Raw genomic sequence first — 17,511 nt, 5'->3', positions numbered from 1 at the left:
CCCGGCCCGGACATGATGTGATATCGCGGAGAGACTTATGGATATTCGTCACACGGCGACAACCTGCCCGTATTGCGGCTGCGGTTGCGGCCTGACCCTGGAAACTGCGGAAGGCCGCATTCAGCGTTCCGTGCCCACGCCCGACAGCCCGGTCAACCGGGGCAAGCTGTGCGTCAAGGGCTGGAACGTGCATGAATTCATACAGCACCCTGACCGTCTGAAAACGCCCCTGCTGCGGACGGAGCAGGGCTGGCAGTCCCTGGACTGGGAAAGCGCCCTCGATCATGCCGCCGGGGAGCTGGCCCGCATCCGTGACCAGTACGGCCCTGACAGCATCGGCGTGCTGACCTCCGCCCGCTGCACCAACGAAGAGAACTATCTGCTGCAAAAGCTCACCCGTTGCGCGCTGGGGACCAATAATATCGATCACTGCGCCCGTCTCTGACACGGCCCCACTGTGGCAGGTCTTGCCACTTCGTTCGGCAGCGGCGCCATGACCAACTCTTTCGACGAGCTGGAGCAGGCGAGCTGTCTGTTTGTGATCGGTTCCAATACCACGGTCGCCCATCCCATGGTGGGCATGCGGCTCATGCATTGCCATCGTGAGGGCGGCAAACTCATCGTGGCCGACCCCCGCCGGACGGACCTTGCCCGCCTGGCGGACGTGCACCTGCGCCTGCGTCCGGGAACGGACGTGCCGCTGGTCAACGGCCTGATGCACATCATTTATGAAAATGGCTGGCACGATGCGGCCTTCATCGCGGAACGCACGGAGAACTTCGACGAGCTGCGCGAAAGCCTGCGTGAATGGACGCCCGAGCGGACCGAGGAGGTCACCGGCGTGCCGCGTGAGCTCCTGTTCCGTGCGGCGGAACTCTATGCCCGTTCGGAGACCAGTGCCATCGTCTATTGCCTGGGCATCACCCAGCACCGCTGCGGCGTGAACAATGTCCGTTCCCTGGCCAACCTGTCCATGCTCTGCGGTCAGATCGGTCGTCCCTGTACCGGCGTGAACCCGCTGCGCGGCCAGAACAACGTGCAGGGCGCCTGCGATATGGGCGGATTGCCCAACTATTATCCCGGCTACCAGTTCGTGGATGACGAGAAGGTCCGCCTGAAGTTCGAGGCGGCCTGGGGACGCTCCCTGTCGCCTTTCCGCGGCCTGACGGCCATGGAGATGATGCACGGCCTGCAGGAGGGCAAGCTCAAGGCCATGATCATCATGGGCGAGAATCCCGTAGTCAGCGACCCGGATTCCGGCCATGTGGTGAAGGCCCTGTCGTCGGCGGAGTTCCTGCTCTGCCTCGACATCTTCCCCACGCCGACCACGGAACTGGCGCACATGGTCCTGCCCGGTGCGTCGTTCGCGGAGACCGACGGTACTTTCACCAACTCCGAGCGCCGCGTGCAGCGCGTGCGCCAGGCCATCCCGCCCATGGCGGGGCGGACCAACGGCCAGATCATCCAGGCTTTGTCCCGGCGGCTGGGCTATGACATGCATTACGCCTCGGCGTCGGAGGTCTTTGACGAGATCTGCTCCCTGGCCCCCAACATGGGCGGCATGAGCTATGCCCGTCTGGAAGGGAAGGGCTTGTGCTGGCCTTGTCCCACGCCTGACCATCCCGGCACGCCCATCCTGCATCAGGGGCGCTTCACCCGCGGCAAGGGGCTTTTTGCCGCCATCCCGCATGTGCCTCCGGCGGAACTGCCGGACGAGGAGTATCCCTTCCTGCTCAGCACCGGCATGCGCCATGCCCATTATCTGACCGGGACCATGACGCGCCGTTGTGCCATGCTGGAGCGTGAGCTGCCCGAGCTGGTGACGGACATCAATCCCGCTGACGCCAAAAAGCTGGAGATCCGCGAAGGCGCCCGCCTGCGCATGGTCAGCCGTCGTGGAGCTGTGGTCTCGCGCATGCACATCACGGATGATGTGCCCGAGGGCGTGGTCTTCGCTCCCCTGCATTTTGCCGAAGCCATGGTCAACCTGCTGACCTGCACCGCTCTGGACCCGGTCAGCAAAACCCCTGAATACAAAATCAGCGCCGTCAGGCTGGAGAGGGTCTAAGCCATGTCCGCATACTATACCATGAATCCGGCGGACCTGCCCGCCCTGCTGACCGCCTGGCAGTCAGGCTCCCGTGTGCTGTGCCCCTGCAAGGAGCAGGACGGGACCACGCGCCTGGAGAGCTTTGTTCCGGCAAAGGGCCTGTGCCTCGACTATACCAACCTTGCCATGCCGCCGGTGGACGTTCTGAACGGCTATCAGGATGTGCTGTTCCGCTGGGAAGGCAACGAACGTACGTATGTGGCCGAGCCCGGTGCGGAAGCCATGGCCTCGACGGTCATCTTCGGCATGCGCCCCTGCGATGTGTCCGCTCTGGAATATCTGGATGATTTCTACCTGGGCGAATACCGGGACATCAATTATTCCATGCGGCGCGAGGCCGTCACCATCGTGGGCATGAACTGCCGTACGCCCGGGAAAAGCTGTTTTTGCGCGGCCACGGGCACAGGCCCCTTTGCCCGCAGCGGCTTTGACCTGATGCTGACGCTGGACGGCGATCTGTGCTGGGTGGAATGCGCCACGGACAAGGGCGAGAGCCTTGTGGGGCAGGCCATGGTCTTTTTCCGTCCCGTGACCGAAGCCGCTCTGCGTGCCCGGCTGGGCGAGCTGGAAAAGGATTGCCGGGACTCTTTCCAGAAGCTGCCCGATCTTTCCCAGATCCGTACGGCCCTGCTGCAGGGCTTCGACCATCCGGTGTGGGAAGAGATCACGCCCACCTGCATCCGCTGCACGGGCTGCACGGCCGTTTGCCCGACCTGCACCTGTTTCCAGTTCAACGAGGAACGTCTGGATGCCCAGTCCGGCCGCCGCGTCCGCGTCAAGGACTCCTGCCAGACGGCTGGCTTTACGCGTAATGCCGGCTGGCACAATCCGCGCAGCAAGGCTGCCGCCGTGCGCCACCGCATCATGGACAAACTGGTCTACATCCAGGACCGCTTCGGCAAAAAAGGCTGCGTGGGCTGCGGGCGCTGCATCGACGTCTGCCCCGCAGGCATCGACATCCGCAAGATAGCCGATACCGTGGTGAAGGACTGCCCGCCCGAGGGGCAGCGTAAGCCCATGCCGGTCTCCATCCCGGAACGGGCGTCCACCCGTATCGACCCCCAGCTGTTCACGCCCTATCCCGCGCGCATCGTGGCCATCCATGACGAGACCCCGGACATCCGTCGCTATGTGGTCCGCTACATGGATGAACGCCTTGCCGAGACCTTCCGCCTGACGGGCCAGTTCTTCATGGTCACGGTCTTCGGCGTGGGGGAAGTGGCCCTGTCCATCCCCTTCGGCGATCAGCACGACGGCCAGTTCGAGTTCTGCGTCAAGAAAGTGGGCAAGGTGACGTCGGCCCTGGCCAAGCTTGGCGTGGGGGATGTCATCGGCCTGCGCGGACCTTACGGCAAGGGCTTCCCCTACCGTTCCTTTGCCGGACGGGACGTGCTGGTGGTGGGGTCCGGCGTGGGCCTTGCCCCTGTGCGGACCATCATCGTGCGCCTGCTCCAGGAGCGGGAACGCTACGGCCGCATCGCCATCATCGCCAGCGCCACGCGCTATGAGGGCCTGGTCTACAAGCAGGATCTGAAGGACTGGAGCAAGATCCCCGGTGTGACCGTGCAGTATGCCCTGGCCAAGCCGACGGATGCCGTCCAGGCCCATGTGGGCTATATCAACGACCTGCTGCCGGAACTGGATTTCGACTGGGCCAATGCCCGGGCCATCCTGTGTGCCTCGCCGCGCCGCATCAAGCTGGTGGCCCGCGACCTGCTGGGCCTCGGCATGAACGGCAAGGACATCTTCACCTCGCTGGAGACCCACATGCGCTGCGGTGTGGGCAAGTGTGGCCACTGCAAGGTGGGTGCGCACTATATGTGCCTGGACGGGCCCGTGTTCACCTATGAGGAAATGCTGCAGTTGCCGGAAGAGTTCTAGGATCTGCCAATACGTATGAAAAGGGCGGGGACGCGATGTGTCCCCGCCTTTTTTTGTGGGCGTTAGCCTGCTGGTACGCAGATGTTCCCCCCGTTATGCCGGGGCTTGATCGGAGAGTCGGTAGAGGAAGAAGGCAGTGCCCTCTGGCAAAGGACGGCCGTAGAGAGGGCACGTCCGGGAAAAGACGAGGCCTTATGAGCCATCAGGCGAGGAAGGGATGCCGGTGCGGGAAGTACGTTGTCCTGTCGATGGCCGAAAAGGCTGCTTCCCCGTATGGGCGGCGTTGCGTTATTGCTTTTTGATGGTCAGCGTGGAGCCGATGGACGCACTGATGATGGCCGAGAGGGCTGCCCACTGGGCAAGGCTCAGCTGTTCGCCCAGAAAGAGGAATCCGGAAAGGGCGGCAAGCGCAGGCTCCAGGCTCATGAGGATGCTGAACGTGCGCGAAGGCAGGTTTTTCAGTGCGATGATTTCGACACCGTAGGGCAGGGCAGAGGAAAAAATCCCCAGTATCAGGGCCAGGGGCAGGATCTCGGGCCTGAACAGATCCATGCCGGAGGAGGCCAGGCCTACAGGGAAAATGGCACAGCTGCCCACGAGCATGGCCAGGGCCACGCAGGACTTGTCCAGACTGCTGCCTGCCTTTTTGCCGAAGATGATGTAGAGCGCCCAGCAGACGCCGGAACAGAGAGCAAGCACCGCGCCCAGCGGATCGATGCTGTCCGCGCTCTGGCGCAGGGGCAGCAGGATGGCGAGGCCGGCTGCGGCCAGGATGACCCAGATGAAGTCCACCAGGCGGCGGGAAGAGAGCATGGCTACCGTCAGGGGGCCGGTGAATTCCAGACCGACGGCGACCCCCAGCGGGATACGGCTCAGGGCTTCGTAAAAGCAGAGGTTCATGCTTGCCGTGGCCAGTCCGAAAACGGCGATGACCTTCCATGCACTGCGGGGGATGGCTTTTTTCCAGGGGCGCATCACCACAAGCAGGATGGCGGAGGCCACCAGCAGGCGCAAGGCTGTGGTGCCGGCCGGGCCCACCAGGGGAAAGATGGTTTTGGCAAGCGAGGCGCTGGCCTGGATGGAAGACATGGAGACCAGCAGGAGCAGGACAGAAACGAGAGGTGACGTGGCTGAGATGTTCATGAAAGCTGTCCGGCCGCCCTGTGGCAGGTGAGGGGAAAGGGATGAGGAGCGCATCCCACCGCAAGGGGAGTCTCTGTCAGTCCTCCCCTTGCAGGCGTCAGCTCCGTGCGGTGCTAGCTTTGCTGTCCCTTGTCAGCATCGGGAAGCAGGGCAGCTTCCCACATTTCCTGATAATACATGCAGGTACCGGGATTCCAGGCCGTAGCCGTGGCATGGTCGTAGCTTTCCGTAATGGGCCAGTCGGTATGGGGACGCAGGGCTTCCTCAAAGGAAGAGGCTTCCACGATGCCGTCATACTCCAGGTTCAGGGTATAGTTGGGGCCCTTAAGGTAACGCAGATGATAACGCGGCATGATACTTGTCCTTTGTACGCAAGAGCCGGGAAGGGCGCAGGCCCTTCCCGGCATCCTTATTACGTGTTTAGCAGCCCGAGGTCTAGTGGGTGGTCATCACGAACTTGCTGATGAGGAACAGCACCACCAGCAGACCCACGCCCAGGCCCCAGCTCCAGTGGATGAGCTTCATTTCAGTCTCATCCAGGGGCTCGTATTCCATCTTCTGGACTTCTTCGTGGAATTTGACTTCTTTGTCTTCCATCATTGTTCTCCTTTAAACTAGGCGCCAACCACCGGCGGGGTCATGCCATGGAAGAAGGCGTAGGAAATGAACAGACCGACCCAGATGATGAAGCCGAACAGGCAGACGATGTACACGATGGCCAGGCGGCCGATGCCTTCTTCCATCAGCTTGCGGAAGTTGGAAACCATACCGATGCTGAAGAAGGTCATCAGGAAGAAGATGACGCGGAAGCCGTTCATGGCGCCGGACATGGCCTTGCCGACCTTGTGCAGTTCAGGCGTGCTCAGGCAGACGATGAGCAGGACCAGGAAGGTACCCAGGTAACCCAGCACGAAGCGGGGGAAGCGGTCCATGACGTCGCCCCAGGTCATGGTGCGGTCGCCACGGGTCTTGTCGAACTTGGCCGTCCAGATGTAGGCCAGGACCAGAGCCCAGATACCGATGAACATGTCGATGAAGATCTTGACGGTGGTGGTCACCATCACGATCCAGCCGGGTTCCCATTCAGTGCCCAGACCGGCCATCTTGGCCAGGATCAGGGATTCGGTGATGGCACCGGAAGCGATAGCACCACCGTCGGACTTCACGGCCAGGCCCATCCAGCCGCCGGCCACCATGGGCTCGGTGTACAGGAAGGTCTGAGCGATGAAGGGCAGGATCAGCATTTCAATGCAGGTGAACACAACGACCAGGGAAGAAACCATGATCGGGACCACCGGCCGGGCGCGGATGGCGCCACCAGTGGCGATAGCGGCGGACACACCGCAGATGGAGATACCGGAAGCCAGAGGAGCGGCCCATTCCTTGTTGAACTTGAAGTACTTACGGGCAACGTAGTAAACCACGGCCCAGTACAGCAGGTAAGCTTCAACAATGGCGCACAGGCCTCGGAAGATGATGTGGCCAGCAAAACCGGCGGCATCAGCGGCCTTCACACCCAGTTCGGCACCCAGAACCACGATGGCGATCTTAACGAACAGCTCGGGGCGGCAGGCATCGCGCAGAGAGTCAGCAACGCTGGGGGCAAAGTTACTGATCAGGATGCCCATGACCAGAGCGGCGATCAGGCCGGCTTCGGTGCTCAGGCCCAGAGCCCACGGAATACCCTGCTTAGCCAGCTGAGTGGGGTTAGCAGCGATGTAGGCGTTGGCGCCGGCGGTGTAGCAGGCGATGGCGATGAAGAAGATCACGGTGAAGGAGCCCACGAAGCGGCCCACGTTACCCTTCATCAGTTTGACGCCGATAGCCAGCAGACCGGTCACAAACACATAGGTAGCCAGCAGGGACTGCCAGCCGGCCATCATGCCCTTGGTAGCGGGCTTCCAGGCATCGACGGGGCTATCGACCCACATGCCGATTTTTACCACCCAGCCAAGGAGATCCAGTCCAGCGAACTTGCCAAGGCCCAAGATGAAGATAATGCAGCCAAGCAGCAGGGCTACTTTGTCTTCATTAAAGGCTGATTTGGTTGTCATATCCAACCTCCTGATTACAGGTTTCTCAACCTGGTGAAAAAATCCCTTCCGTGTGACATACTATGAAATAATATGTGACACAAGTAGGGGAAACCGGAAAATCCAGCCGGCATCCTGACCCCCCAGGCTGCGCGGCCATCTGTCTTCTACACAGGAAATTTTTTTTGTCAATGCAGGTGAATGCTTGGTTTTTATGAAAAATATTCTGGCAAAAGAAGAAAAAAACAAGCTCAGTGGAGTTCCATCAGGCAAAAAGGCATTTGAAAGTTAATGGAAATCAATAAGTTGGCAATGTGTCCGGATGTTCATACGGGCTGAGAAATGCTTCACAATGTAACGAAAACGGCAGAAATTGCCCTAAAATTTCACAAAAGCAAAAAATTTTTTTCTCAAAAGAATTTTATGTTGACAAAGAGGCTGGTCGAGCGTACTTCTTTTTTTCGCGTCGGGATGTAGCGCAGTCTGGGAGCGCACTTGAATGGGGTTCAAGGGGTCGAAGGTTCAAATCCTTTCATCCCGACCAGAAAGCAGAAACCCCAAGGGATCTACGGAAACGTAGGTCCCTTTTCTGTTTTTGGGCGCCTGAGGATTCGGCCCTGTTTTCGCCCTGAGGGCAGGCAGGTGGTAAAAGCCTGTCCTGGAGGATACGGCAGGGCATATGAGCTTCGCCTTGCACTCCGGGCCTTTTCTTCCGGAAGTGGCGTGCGGCTGTGCCTTTCTTTATCGCTTGTGCGACATGAGGGATGCGGACAGCAGGCTCACGCTGCATGCGGACCTCTATCATATGAAGAGGCGGGATTAGCTCCTGCCGGCAAGGTCAGTACGGGGCGTGCCCCTGCAGGGTGGAGGAATGGAGACCTCCGGTCGACAGCCTTGCCATTTTTTGCACAGAAGGGCGGAGATAGCTATTTTGAAAAAATGTGATGTTTTTATTGACAAGCCTGCTATCTTCGTCTATCTACATCTTCGCGTCGGGATGTAGCGCAGTCTGGGAGCGCACTTGAATGGGGTTCAAGGGGTCGAAGGTTCAAATCCTTTCATCCCGACCAGAAAGCAGAAACCCCAAGGGATCTACGGAAACGTAGATCCCTTTTCTGTTTTCAGGGGGTAAGATCTGCTGTTGCAGGCTCTCTGCCCGGATCCGAACCTCTGCGCGACAGGGCTTTTGCTCCGTCGTGGATGCGGTTAACATGCTTGCGGCGGACGTATGGCTCCGGTCTGCCAAGCGCTCTGGAGGAACCATGAAAATCCTGCTGATAGTTGTTGCCATCATTGCTGTGGCTGTTTTTGTTTTCTTTATGGGGGGGCAACCTCCTTTGCGGGGAGCGGGCCAGCTGGCCGCGTCAGACCAGACGGTCATCGTTTCCCGTGCCCGTCCCCCGCTGACCTTTGCTCCTGCTGCGGACATGCGGCTGCAAGGCCTGGGGAACCGGACCCTGCGTCCCAAAACCCGGCACTCTGTAGATGGCGATGCCCGTATCTGGTTCGCTGTCTACGGTAACGGTACCGGCACTCTGGTGACGGCCGTGGCGGACACGGAAGGGACTTGGGAGTGGGAGGCCGCGCATCATCCGGCGTTCCCGGCCATCCGGGCGCAGCAGTATGCCTATAAGGGGGAGACCCTTTACGAAAGCCTTATGCAGCTGGACGGCGACAGCGATCCGTTTTGTACGGATCATGCCGCCTGTCTTGCGTACAGGGCAAAGCTGCTGCTGAACTTCCGCAAGACCCAGGTCATCATGGAATATCATGAACCTGTCCCGGAAGACCAGGTAAGGGACATCGCCTTTGACGGTGCCGCCCTCAATGCCTTTCAGCAGCGGGCCCGCAAGGCCTGCGAGATCCTGATGACGGACAAGGCCTGGCTGGAGGCCAACATCAAGGGATTCAAAAAGCTGGATGGAGCCGAAGACCGCTATTCCCGCACGCGCCTTTCCCGCTGGGTAGGCGAAGTGGAACGCGAGGGCCGTCCCTAGAAGTTTTTGTTCCTGTAGACAGAGGGGACAGCGGAGTTGCCGAAAGCATGGCGCCTGTTTGCCGGTCCCGGATTTTTTGCACATACGAAAAACGCCACGGAGGATACCTTCGTGGCGTTTTTGTTTGTGGACGATGGATTTGTCTGCTGTCTGCCAGGTCGGCCAGGGCCGATACCATCCCCATGATCCGGGGAACGGCGGGGAAAGTTTGTCCCGTATGGTCCGGCTTCGCGGAATGACCGGCAAGCCGGAATACCGGAAAGAGGGAAAGGGCAGATTCCCAAAACAGAAAAGGGATCCACGTTTCCGTAGATCCCTTGGGGTTTCTGCTTTCTGGTCGGGATGAAAGGATTTGAACCTTCGACCCCTTGAACCCCATTCAAGTGCGCTCCCAGACTGCGCTACATCCCGACACAAGAAAAGTCTTCTACGCGCCTTCCCTGATGATGTCAACAAAAAACATCAGCTGCCCCCAAAAAAATATGCCGGAGCTCCCGAATCTGCTTTGTCGGCAGCAGGGCGATCAGGCCGGGCTCGTTCCTCTTTCCTAAAACTGGGCATGTCCGCTGTTTCAGGGAAGTCATAGGGAAAAGCGGAAACAGGGGAAGGCAGGCCTTCCCCCGCGTATCCTCTGTAACCGTTTAGGCGTGGGTCCGCCACTGTTTGCCGGAGAGCTCGGCAAGCACCTGCAGCAGGACCTGCGTCCCGTCCTTGCCGTGGCCCTTGGCCTGGGCCATGCGGTAGATTTGTTCGGACAGCGCAAGACCGGGCAGTACCAGGCCCATGCGCTTGCATTCTTCCAGGCAGAGACCCAGGTCCTTGACGAAATGGTCCACGAAGAAACCGGGGGCGTAGTCACATCCCAGCAGGCGGCGGCCCAGGGTCCCCATGGCCACACTGCCCGCACCGCCGGGAACCACCAGCTCCAGCCACTGCTTCACGTCCAGACCGGCTTCCTGCGCAAAGAGCATGGATTCGCAAACACTGAACATGACCCCGGCGATGGCTACCTGATTGGCCAGCTTGGCCTTTTGGCCGCTGCCGGAATCACCGCAGTGCAGGATGGTCTTGCCCATGACTTCGAAGCAGGGACGCACGCGCTCGAAGGCTTCCTTGTCGCCGCCCACAAAGATGGACAGGCGTGCTTCACGCGCACCGATGTCACCGCCCGTGACAGGCGCATCCAGACTGATGCAGCCCTTGGCGGCAGCGGCTTCGGCGATGCGCCGGGCCAGTTCGGGGCTGGAGGTGGTCATATCGCAGAGGATGCCGCCTTCGGCCAGGCCGGACAGCGCGCCCTGCTCGCCCAGCATCACTTCTTCCACGTCACGCGGATAGCCCACGATGGAGAAGACGACATCGGAATTCCGGGCCACTACCTGGGGCGTGTCGGCCCAGCGGGCACCGCAGGCCAGCAGCCCTTCAGCGCGGGCTTTGGTGCGGTTGTAAACAGTCAGCGGATAGCCGGAAGCCAGCAGATGCCCGGCCATGGCGTGACCCATGACACCGGTGCCGATCCAGCCGAGGCGCAATTTGTCGTTCATTGGCTCATCTCCTCTGTTGCTTGCCGCGATGGCGGCGTGAATGTGACCAGGCACAGTGCCTGGGCTTATTTGCCGGTGCGTGCCTGCAGGATCTCCTGCAGCATGGCTTTGTCTGCGGGGAGCCTGCCTGCCCGTGCGCTCTGGACATGACGGCGCAGCAGCTCCGCATTGCGGCGCATGTTCTCGTTGAACAGGTCTTCCCCCGCGTAATCCTTGAGCAGGCTGGCAAGCGCCCGCTCGAAATCGTTCTTGTCCAGGCGGGCGGCCTCTTCCACACGGGTCCGGTAGAAGGACAGGGAGCGGTCGATGCCTGTCTGGAACTGCTCCAGCCCCTGTTCGGCCGTTTTCATGATCCGGCGCAGGGCGGCAAGGGGCTCGCCCTTGGCGGTCCGGCTGTCCCGCTTCATGCTGTCGTACTGGCTTTGCAGGGAATTGCGGCGGCTGGCGTAGTTGCGGATGGTCTCCAGCATGTAGACGGCCGTGCGCAGGGTGGACTGCATCTCCAGCTGTTGCTGCTGTTCCTGCAGGATGTTGTTTTCCTTGATGGCCTCGCGCAGGGTCAGCAGGTTTTTGCGGCTGTTGTCGTCAGGTGCGGCGGCAAGGAGCCTGTCCAGTTCTTCCAGGGGATTGCGGCTGGCATCACGGGCCAGGGGATTGCTTTGGCCCGCGGCGTTCCAGGCCTGTTGCAGGGCCGAAGGCCGGTCGCCGCCCGGGGTGTTGATGCCGGAAATGACCGGGCGGAAGCCCAGGTCACGGGCGTGTGCGGGGCCATCCGCCAGGAAGAAGGCGCTTTCCTCACGACGACCGGGCATGATCTCCGCCTCGCCGGAAAGGAAAGAGCCGCCCTTGCGGACAAAACCGCCGGCGGAGCCGTGCAGGCGGCCGCCCACGGAGAAGCGGAACATGTCCAGCGCCATCTCGGCCGCATTGCCCGCCGTATCATACAGACCAAGCGGGTTGGCTTTGCGCGAGCCGATACGGGCGCAGTCTTCGGCGATACGGGCCGCGCCTTCGGGACGGTAGACAGCGTAATCGGCCAGAGGAACGCCCGCAGGCAGGGCAAAGAAATCCTTTTCCATCAGCTGTTCGGGCCCGGCCGTCTGGCCGCCGCGGGCCGCGTATTCCCATTCGGTTTCCGTGGGCAGGCGCACAAAGCCCACGTTACGGCTGTCCCCGGCGTAATGGGGCAGGGCATCGGCGGCATTCTGCAGTAGCCATTCCGTGTAGCGGCGGGTGAACTCCACGGCCTCATACCAGCTGATGTCCGTCACAGGCCGGGCCGCATCCGTCACAGGCTCTCCCGTACCGTTGCCCATGATGCTCTGCCATTGCAGGCGGCTCACTTCATATTTGGCCACCAGATAGAAAAAGTAGTCGCCTGCCGGGGCCTGGGCACGCCACTGGGCGGGCAGGTCGGCCCGGGAGAAGGGCGCGGAGAGGAAGGCCCGGTAGCGGCGGTCGTAAAAGGCACGGTCGCTGTTGGCGGCATCATCGCGGCCGGGCCGGGCGGACATGTCCCAGAGCAGGCCTTTGCTGGGAACGGCCACCAGGCGGAAGGCCATGCTCAGCCCGCCGGGCATGGGCAGGACGATATCGTCCTTGTCCGGGTGCGGGTTGCAGGCATCGGCCGTGGAGACCTCACCGCCCCGTTTGGCCAGGGCGGCGTCGGCGGGCGCTGCCGGCAGGGCCGCCAGCAGCAGGAGGAAGAGGAGCGAAGAGAACAGCCTAGATCTCACGGATGACCTCCGAAGGTTCGGTACGCGCACCGCGCAAGGACGGCAGCAGGGCTGCCAGCAGGGAGAGCAGGCAGACCAGTACCAGGGTCACGACGGCATGTTCCGGCAACAGGCGGCAGACATGCTCCATATCGTCGAGACCGGCAGCAAAGATGCGGTTGACCACGCCCTGGGCAGCCGCGTAGAGCCCCAGCGCCAGTCCCGTGCCCAGCACGGCCGTGAGCAGGGCCTGCAACAGGGGGAACAGCAAAAGCTCCAGCGTGGAAAAACCTCCCAGACGGAGCAGGCCGAGGAGCCGCTGCTTGCGCCGGACGGCGGCCAGGGTGCTGCTGGTCGTGGAGGCCGTGAAGCCCGCGGCAGCGGCGCCGCCGATGAGCAGGAAAATGATGTCCAGGGACGTGGAAAGGCGCCTGACCTGATCGATGGCCTCGGCCTCGGTATGGACGGTGATGCCCTGCTGCTGGAAAAAGTCCCGCAGGGGCGCCACGTCATCCAGACTGCGGGCGTACAGGCGGAAGCCCGCATACAGGCGTTCGGCAGGCGGCTGGTCGCCGTCCGCGGCATGTTCCGGGCCAAACAGGGGCACGGCGCGCCCGTCGCGGTAATCTTCCGCCGCTTCCAGGAAGGGCAGGGGCACATAGGCAACATTTTTTTGCTGGGCGGCCAGGGGCAGCACGCCGATGACCTTGAGCGGCAGGCGCACTGCCTGCACCTTGCCGTTGCGGGTGCGTTCGAGCCTGCCGGTCAACTGGTCGCCCGCCCGCAGGCCCAGTCGTTCGGCCACGGGCGCGGAAAGCACGACACCGCTGGCAGCGGCCCGGGTACGCAGGCGGCCCGGGTGGTCGGGATCGTCCTCGCTGTCCAGCAGCAGGGCCGGTACCGGCAGGGCATGGCGGGCCAGCAGGGGATCCTCATGGCCAGTGGGCTCCATGGAGACGTGCAGAGGCGTGCCCCGCTCCGGCAACAGCTCCACCGTGGCGGCCAGGGTGCGGGTTCGGGGCATGACGAAGGCCACCCGGCCATCGTCGCGCCACCGGTCCATATCGGCGGCGGAAAAGTGTCCGCTGCCCACGGGGGAGATCTCCAGCGTGGCGGGATCGTTGCGCAGGCGTTCGGTCAGGGTCTCCACCACGCCGAATTTGACGCCGAAAAGGATCAGCAGCGGCGCCAGGACGGCCGCCAGCCCCAGGACGGCACAGGCGGAGAGCAGACGCTCGTGCAGGTAATCCCGCAGGGAAAGGTGGCAGATCTGTACAAGGGTATGCATGGCGTTACCGTTGGGGATGGTCGATGACGGAAAGGGGGCCCTCCTCCGTAGTGGAGCAGGCCAGGGGCACCAGCGTGAACCCGGCCTCCCGGGCCATCTGCGGATCGTGGGAGACCATGATCACCGTGGTCCCCTGCTGTCGGGCCAGATCGGCAAAGATGCCCAGGACCTTGCGGGACTGGTCCGGATCCAGCGCGGCCGTGGGTTCGTCCGCCAGCACGATGGCGGGCCCGTGGGCCAGGGCGCGGGCGATGGCCACACGCTGGCGCTCCCCCACGGAAAGGCTGGCGGGCATCTGCAGCAGCAGACGGTCTATGCCCAGGGCCGTGGCCATGTTCCAGACCGCCTCCAGACGGCGTCCCATGCTCCCCAGACAGCGGCAGGGGAGCAGGATGTTGTCGCGGGCCGAAAGGAAGGGCAGCAGGCCGCCTGTCTGGAGCACATAGCCCAGATGTTTGCCGCGCAGACGGGCCAGGGCATCGAGACGGCCCGCCCGCCACAGGGCCAGTATGTCCGTCTCGCCATCGGCGGTGTGCAGCAGGAAGCGGGAGCCGTCGCCGCTGTCGGGCCGCAGGATGCCGGCCAGCACGTCCAGGGCCGTACTTTTGCCGCAGCCGCTGGGGCCCGTCAGGGCCAGCAGCTGCCCCTGACGTACGTCCAGGCTGCGGACATGCAGGCGGAACGCGCCCGCGCCCGGGCGGACGACATGCAGATCGCGCAGGGAGAAGACCGTATTTTCCATGCTTCCCCCGGCTTACGGCAACATGGACAGCGGCACGCGGTAGACCCAGTCCCCGGCGTTGCTCTGTCCGAAACTTTCCCAGTTTTCCCGGTCGCGATCGTATTCTTCGTAGCGGGCCAGCCGGGACTTGAGGCGGTTGATGAAGGCCGTTTGCTCGCCGATGCTCATGCGGTACCAGTCTTCTTCACGCAGCAGCATGATGTCGCTCTTGTAGGGCAGGCCGTCCAGGAATTCGGCCAGCACGCCCAGCTCGGCAAGGCTCTTGCCCTGGGTGGGCATGTTGGGATCGCGGGCCATGCGGGCCGAGGCGGACAGGATGCCCTGGAAGAAGTCGCGCGAATCGGTCTTTTTAGTCCGTTCGGCGTTGTCGATGATGTTCTTCAGCTGGGTGCTGAGGTCGCTGAGCTGGTTCTTGGTCAGCAGCACGGCCACTTCCACGCTGGGTACCTGACGGCCCTGGGCCAGACGCTTGAGGTCCATGTCCGCGATCCAGGAATCCACCACGGACGGGGCACGGTTCTCGTTCTTGCGGCCCAGATAGTCCAGCTGCATGGCGTAGCCCAGCCGTTCCGCCAGCTGGCGGGCCTGGGCTTCCTCGGTGGCGGGCACGGCCTCGTCCTTGGGACGGGTCATGATCTTGCCGCTGGCCGTGTTCTTGACCATGTCCACCATGGAGGTGGTCAGGATCTTCGTCACGATGCCGAACTGGCGGGCGGCCTCCTTGTGGCTGGAGGCGTTGACGGCCTGATAGTTGGCCTGAGCGCCGGAAAGGCGGCTCAGGGCCCGGTAGGCCTGCTCGGCATAGGCGTGGTTCTTGCTGCCGCCGGGCGTCTTGACGTGCATGGTGGTGATCCAGATGCCTTTCTGACGGGCAAGGTCGTTCATCTCCGCAGCGCCGAGACGCTGCGAGGCGTACGGGTCATCGCCGCGCAGGGGCCCGGCATCCGTGACCAGCAGGATCAGGCGGGTGGAATAGGGGCCCCAGTTGAGGGAATCGATGGCCGTATAGATCCCGGCCAGCGAGTCCTCGTTGAAATCATGGCTGGAGACGGTCGCCTGTTCCACTTTGGCCAGGCGGCTTTCCAGAGCCTTGCGGTCCTTGGCCGTGGCAAAATCGCTGATGACCTGCGAGGTGTAGCCCAGCTTGGGGGTCTTTTCCGTACTGCTGCGGAAGGCCACCACGGCAAAGCCCACATTGTCGGTCATCTTGTCCTTTTCCAGACGGTCATAGAGCTGGCGGATGATGTCGCGGCTCTGGTCGATATAGGGCTTCATGGAGATGGACGTGTCCATGACCAGGGCGATGCCGGTCTTGGGCGGCCCGGCCACTGCGCCGGACTGGCTGCTGCCGGGATCGATGGAGGCCACCTGCAGCAGGTTCACGCCTTCAAAGGCCCGGTTCATGCCAAGAATGGGCATAAGGTAGAAGCGCTTCTGGGCCACGGCCCCTTTCTGCTCCGCCGGTTCCGAAGCCAGGATGGGCAGGCCGGCCGTATCCTTGCCGCCGGCTGCGGCCGCCACAAGGCTGTCCAGCTGCTTTTCCATGTCGGCAGCTTCGCACAGGCCTTTCAGATCTTTTTCCGTTTTGAAGAAGAGCACGGGATCACGGCCGGTACGCGGGGTGAACAGCAGGGTCAGGGACTGGTTCCAGTCCGTGGCCTGATCCTTTTTCAGCCAGCCCAGCGGCGCGCGGGTATCAAGGCCCACCTGCAGCCAGTCGCCCTGACGGGCGTAGACATAGAGCACGGTAAAGGGCACCAGGGCCTCACGCGCGGCCGGAGCGCCGTCGCGGGCTTCTTTCAGGGGCATGGCGCCGGGGTGGGAGACCACGCGCTGGTACAGGGTCTTCTTGCCTTCCTGCAACAGGGGGGCCGCCTGCAGGGCAGGCACGGCCACCAGCAGGAGCAGCAGGAGCGCAAAAAAGCGGATGCAGGTTCTGGGCATGATCTTCTCCTTATTTCCACTCGCGCAGCAGGAGCGAGGCCTCGGCGTTGCCCTTGGCGGCCTCGCCTTCCACATGACGGCGCAGGGCCGCCAGCGCCTTGTCCGCTTCCGCATAGCCCTTGCTCTTGGCATTGTCATACCAGTGTTTCGCCTGGCTCATGTCCGCGGGGATGCTGCCGCGCGGCAGCTTCGACTGCGGATCATAGAACTGGCCCACCAAAAACATGGCTTCGGCATTGCCTTTCTGGGCAGCGTCTTCCAGCAGCAGGAAGGCCGCGTCGCTCTCATCGTTGCCGGCCTGGGGCGTACGCAGGGGGCGGGCCAGCTCCAGGCTGGTGGCGGGATCAGCCGTGCCGCGCAGATGTTCGCGGGCCTGCTGCAACGGCGCCACCGCGGCAGGAGCCGCCGGAGCTTTCTCCGTCCCGGCCGGTGCCGTCTGCTGGGGCGCTGCCGCCTCCTGCCGGGTCGCCGGAGTTTGTGGCGCCATGGGCGGAGGCGGCGGGGGCGTGGCCCGCAGGAAGAACCACCAGACCGCGGCAGCGGCCAGGGCCAGCAGGACGAGGCCCAGGGTGATCCAGAGCAGACTGCCGGAGGATTTTTTTTCTTTCGCCGTCTCCGCGGCGGGCTGATCCATTTCCAGCGGCGCTCCGGCGAGCAGCTGCGAAGGCTCCGCTTCCGGTTCGGGATCGGGGGCCGGTGCTGGCATGGGGGCCGGTTCCGGCTCTGGATCGGGGAGCAGCACGGGCTGCGACGCGGGCGCGGCTGCAGGGGAAGCCGCATGTCCCATGCCGTCCCCGCCCTGCATGCGGGAATAGACGAGATCCTGGATCTGGAGGACGCACTTCTGGTCACCGGCCATGAACAGATAGCGTTCCAGCTTGTCCAGATTGTCCACCACGGCGGCACCTACCTGCAGGCGGAGGCAGCCGCTGTCATCATCATGGGCGTCCACGGGCAGGGAGACGCGGCTTTCCTGCCAGCCGGAAGCGGACAGGTATTTGCCGTCGCCCGAATAGATGGCCACATCGGTCGGGCCCGCACCGGGGGCATCGTACACGCAGATGATGGCCACGCCGGGCGTGCGCGCGGCATCGGGGGCAATGATGGCTTTCAT

At 62.7% G+C, this 17,511-nt stretch carries 13 protein-coding genes and 3 tRNA genes; 5 read left to right on the top strand and 11 right to left on the bottom strand.

Going from position 1 to position 17,511, the window contains the following annotated elements:
* Positions 1-37 precede the first annotated feature (37 nt).
* Together fdhF and ACQRAG_RS01430 are read left to right on the top strand one after the other, a co-directional pair.
* On the top strand, positions 38-2,068 hold the full coding sequence (fdhF, locus tag ACQRAG_RS01435; protein WP_349117637.1) for a formate dehydrogenase subunit alpha: 2,031 nt from the start codon (positions 38-40) through the stop codon (positions 2,066-2,068).
* 3 nt (positions 2,069-2,071) lie between these two features.
* Positions 2,072-3,991, top strand: a complete 1,920-nt coding sequence (locus ACQRAG_RS01430; protein ID WP_303877561.1) for a 4Fe-4S dicluster domain-containing protein — start codon at positions 2,072-2,074, stop codon at positions 3,989-3,991.
* 288 nt (positions 3,992-4,279) lie between these two features.
* Here ACQRAG_RS01430 and ACQRAG_RS01425 read toward each other — a convergent pair whose 3' ends face one another.
* From ACQRAG_RS01425 to ACQRAG_RS01410, 4 genes are all read right to left on the bottom strand, one after another.
* Complete coding sequence (locus ACQRAG_RS01425) at positions 4,280-5,134, bottom strand: EamA family transporter (RefSeq protein WP_297137118.1); 855 nt, start codon at positions 5,132-5,134, stop codon at positions 4,280-4,282.
* Between the two features lie 113 nt (positions 5,135-5,247).
* Positions 5,248-5,487 (bottom strand): hypothetical protein, encoded by a 240-nt coding sequence (locus ACQRAG_RS01420; protein WP_006005256.1) that lies wholly within the window; start codon positions 5,485-5,487, stop codon positions 5,248-5,250.
* An 82-nt stretch (positions 5,488-5,569) separates the two neighbouring features.
* A complete protein-coding gene (locus ACQRAG_RS01415; RefSeq protein ID WP_006005257.1) occupies positions 5,570-5,734 on the bottom strand; it encodes a hypothetical protein in 165 nt (54 codons plus the stop codon).
* 14 nt (positions 5,735-5,748) lie between these two features.
* A complete protein-coding gene (locus ACQRAG_RS01410; protein ID WP_168935947.1) occupies positions 5,749-7,188 on the bottom strand; it encodes a putative sulfate exporter family transporter in 1,440 nt (479 codons plus the stop codon).
* Positions 7,189-7,634: 446 nt separating this feature from the next.
* Here ACQRAG_RS01410 and ACQRAG_RS01405 point away from each other — a divergent pair.
* From ACQRAG_RS01405 to ACQRAG_RS01395, 3 genes are all read left to right on the top strand, one after another.
* A tRNA-Pro gene (locus ACQRAG_RS01405) sits at positions 7,635-7,711 on the top strand.
* A gap of 449 nt (positions 7,712-8,160) precedes the next feature.
* Positions 8,161-8,237, top strand: a tRNA-Pro gene (locus ACQRAG_RS01400).
* A 192-nt stretch (positions 8,238-8,429) separates the two neighbouring features.
* Entirely contained in the window at positions 8,430-9,164 is a 735-nt protein-coding gene (locus tag ACQRAG_RS01395; protein WP_304037834.1) for a DUF4851 domain-containing protein, read from the top strand.
* Between the two features lie 334 nt (positions 9,165-9,498).
* On the opposite strand, the gene ACQRAG_RS01390 is transcribed toward ACQRAG_RS01395, so the two are convergent.
* The 7 genes from ACQRAG_RS01390 to ACQRAG_RS01360 form a co-directional block, all read right to left on the bottom strand.
* A tRNA-Pro gene (locus ACQRAG_RS01390) sits at positions 9,499-9,575 on the bottom strand.
* Between the two features lie 230 nt (positions 9,576-9,805).
* A complete protein-coding gene (locus tag ACQRAG_RS01385) occupies positions 9,806-10,708 on the bottom strand; it encodes an NAD(P)-dependent oxidoreductase (protein ID WP_427803755.1) in 903 nt (300 codons plus the stop codon).
* A gap of 65 nt (positions 10,709-10,773) precedes the next feature.
* A complete protein-coding gene (locus tag ACQRAG_RS01380) occupies positions 10,774-12,444 on the bottom strand; it encodes a formylglycine-generating enzyme family protein (protein ID WP_427803754.1) in 1,671 nt (556 codons plus the stop codon).
* On the bottom strand, positions 12,434-13,711 hold the full coding sequence (locus ACQRAG_RS01375) for an ABC transporter permease (protein WP_418503806.1): 1,278 nt from the start codon (positions 13,709-13,711) through the stop codon (positions 12,434-12,436). Before ACQRAG_RS01375 ends, ACQRAG_RS01380 begins: the two co-directional genes overlap by 11 nt.
* Positions 13,712-13,715: 4 nt before the next feature.
* Positions 13,716-14,453, bottom strand: a complete 738-nt coding sequence (locus tag ACQRAG_RS01370; RefSeq protein WP_427803753.1) for an ABC transporter ATP-binding protein — start codon at positions 14,451-14,453, stop codon at positions 13,716-13,718.
* A gap of 12 nt (positions 14,454-14,465) precedes the next feature.
* Positions 14,466-16,397: a vWA domain-containing protein gene (locus ACQRAG_RS01365; protein WP_427803752.1), complete on the bottom strand. Its 1,932-nt coding sequence runs from the start codon at positions 16,395-16,397 to the stop codon at positions 14,466-14,468.
* 10 nt (positions 16,398-16,407) lie between these two features.
* On the bottom strand, positions 16,408-17,511 hold the full coding sequence (locus ACQRAG_RS01360) for a sel1 repeat family protein (RefSeq protein ID WP_427803751.1): 1,104 nt from the start codon (positions 17,509-17,511) through the stop codon (positions 16,408-16,410).

It is taken from the genome of Desulfovibrio sp. SGI.230 (assembly GCF_050313065.1).
Taxonomy (GTDB): Bacteria; Desulfobacterota; Desulfovibrionia; order Desulfovibrionales; family Desulfovibrionaceae; genus Desulfovibrio.
This window is presented reverse-complemented; position numbering and strand designations above follow the sequence as displayed.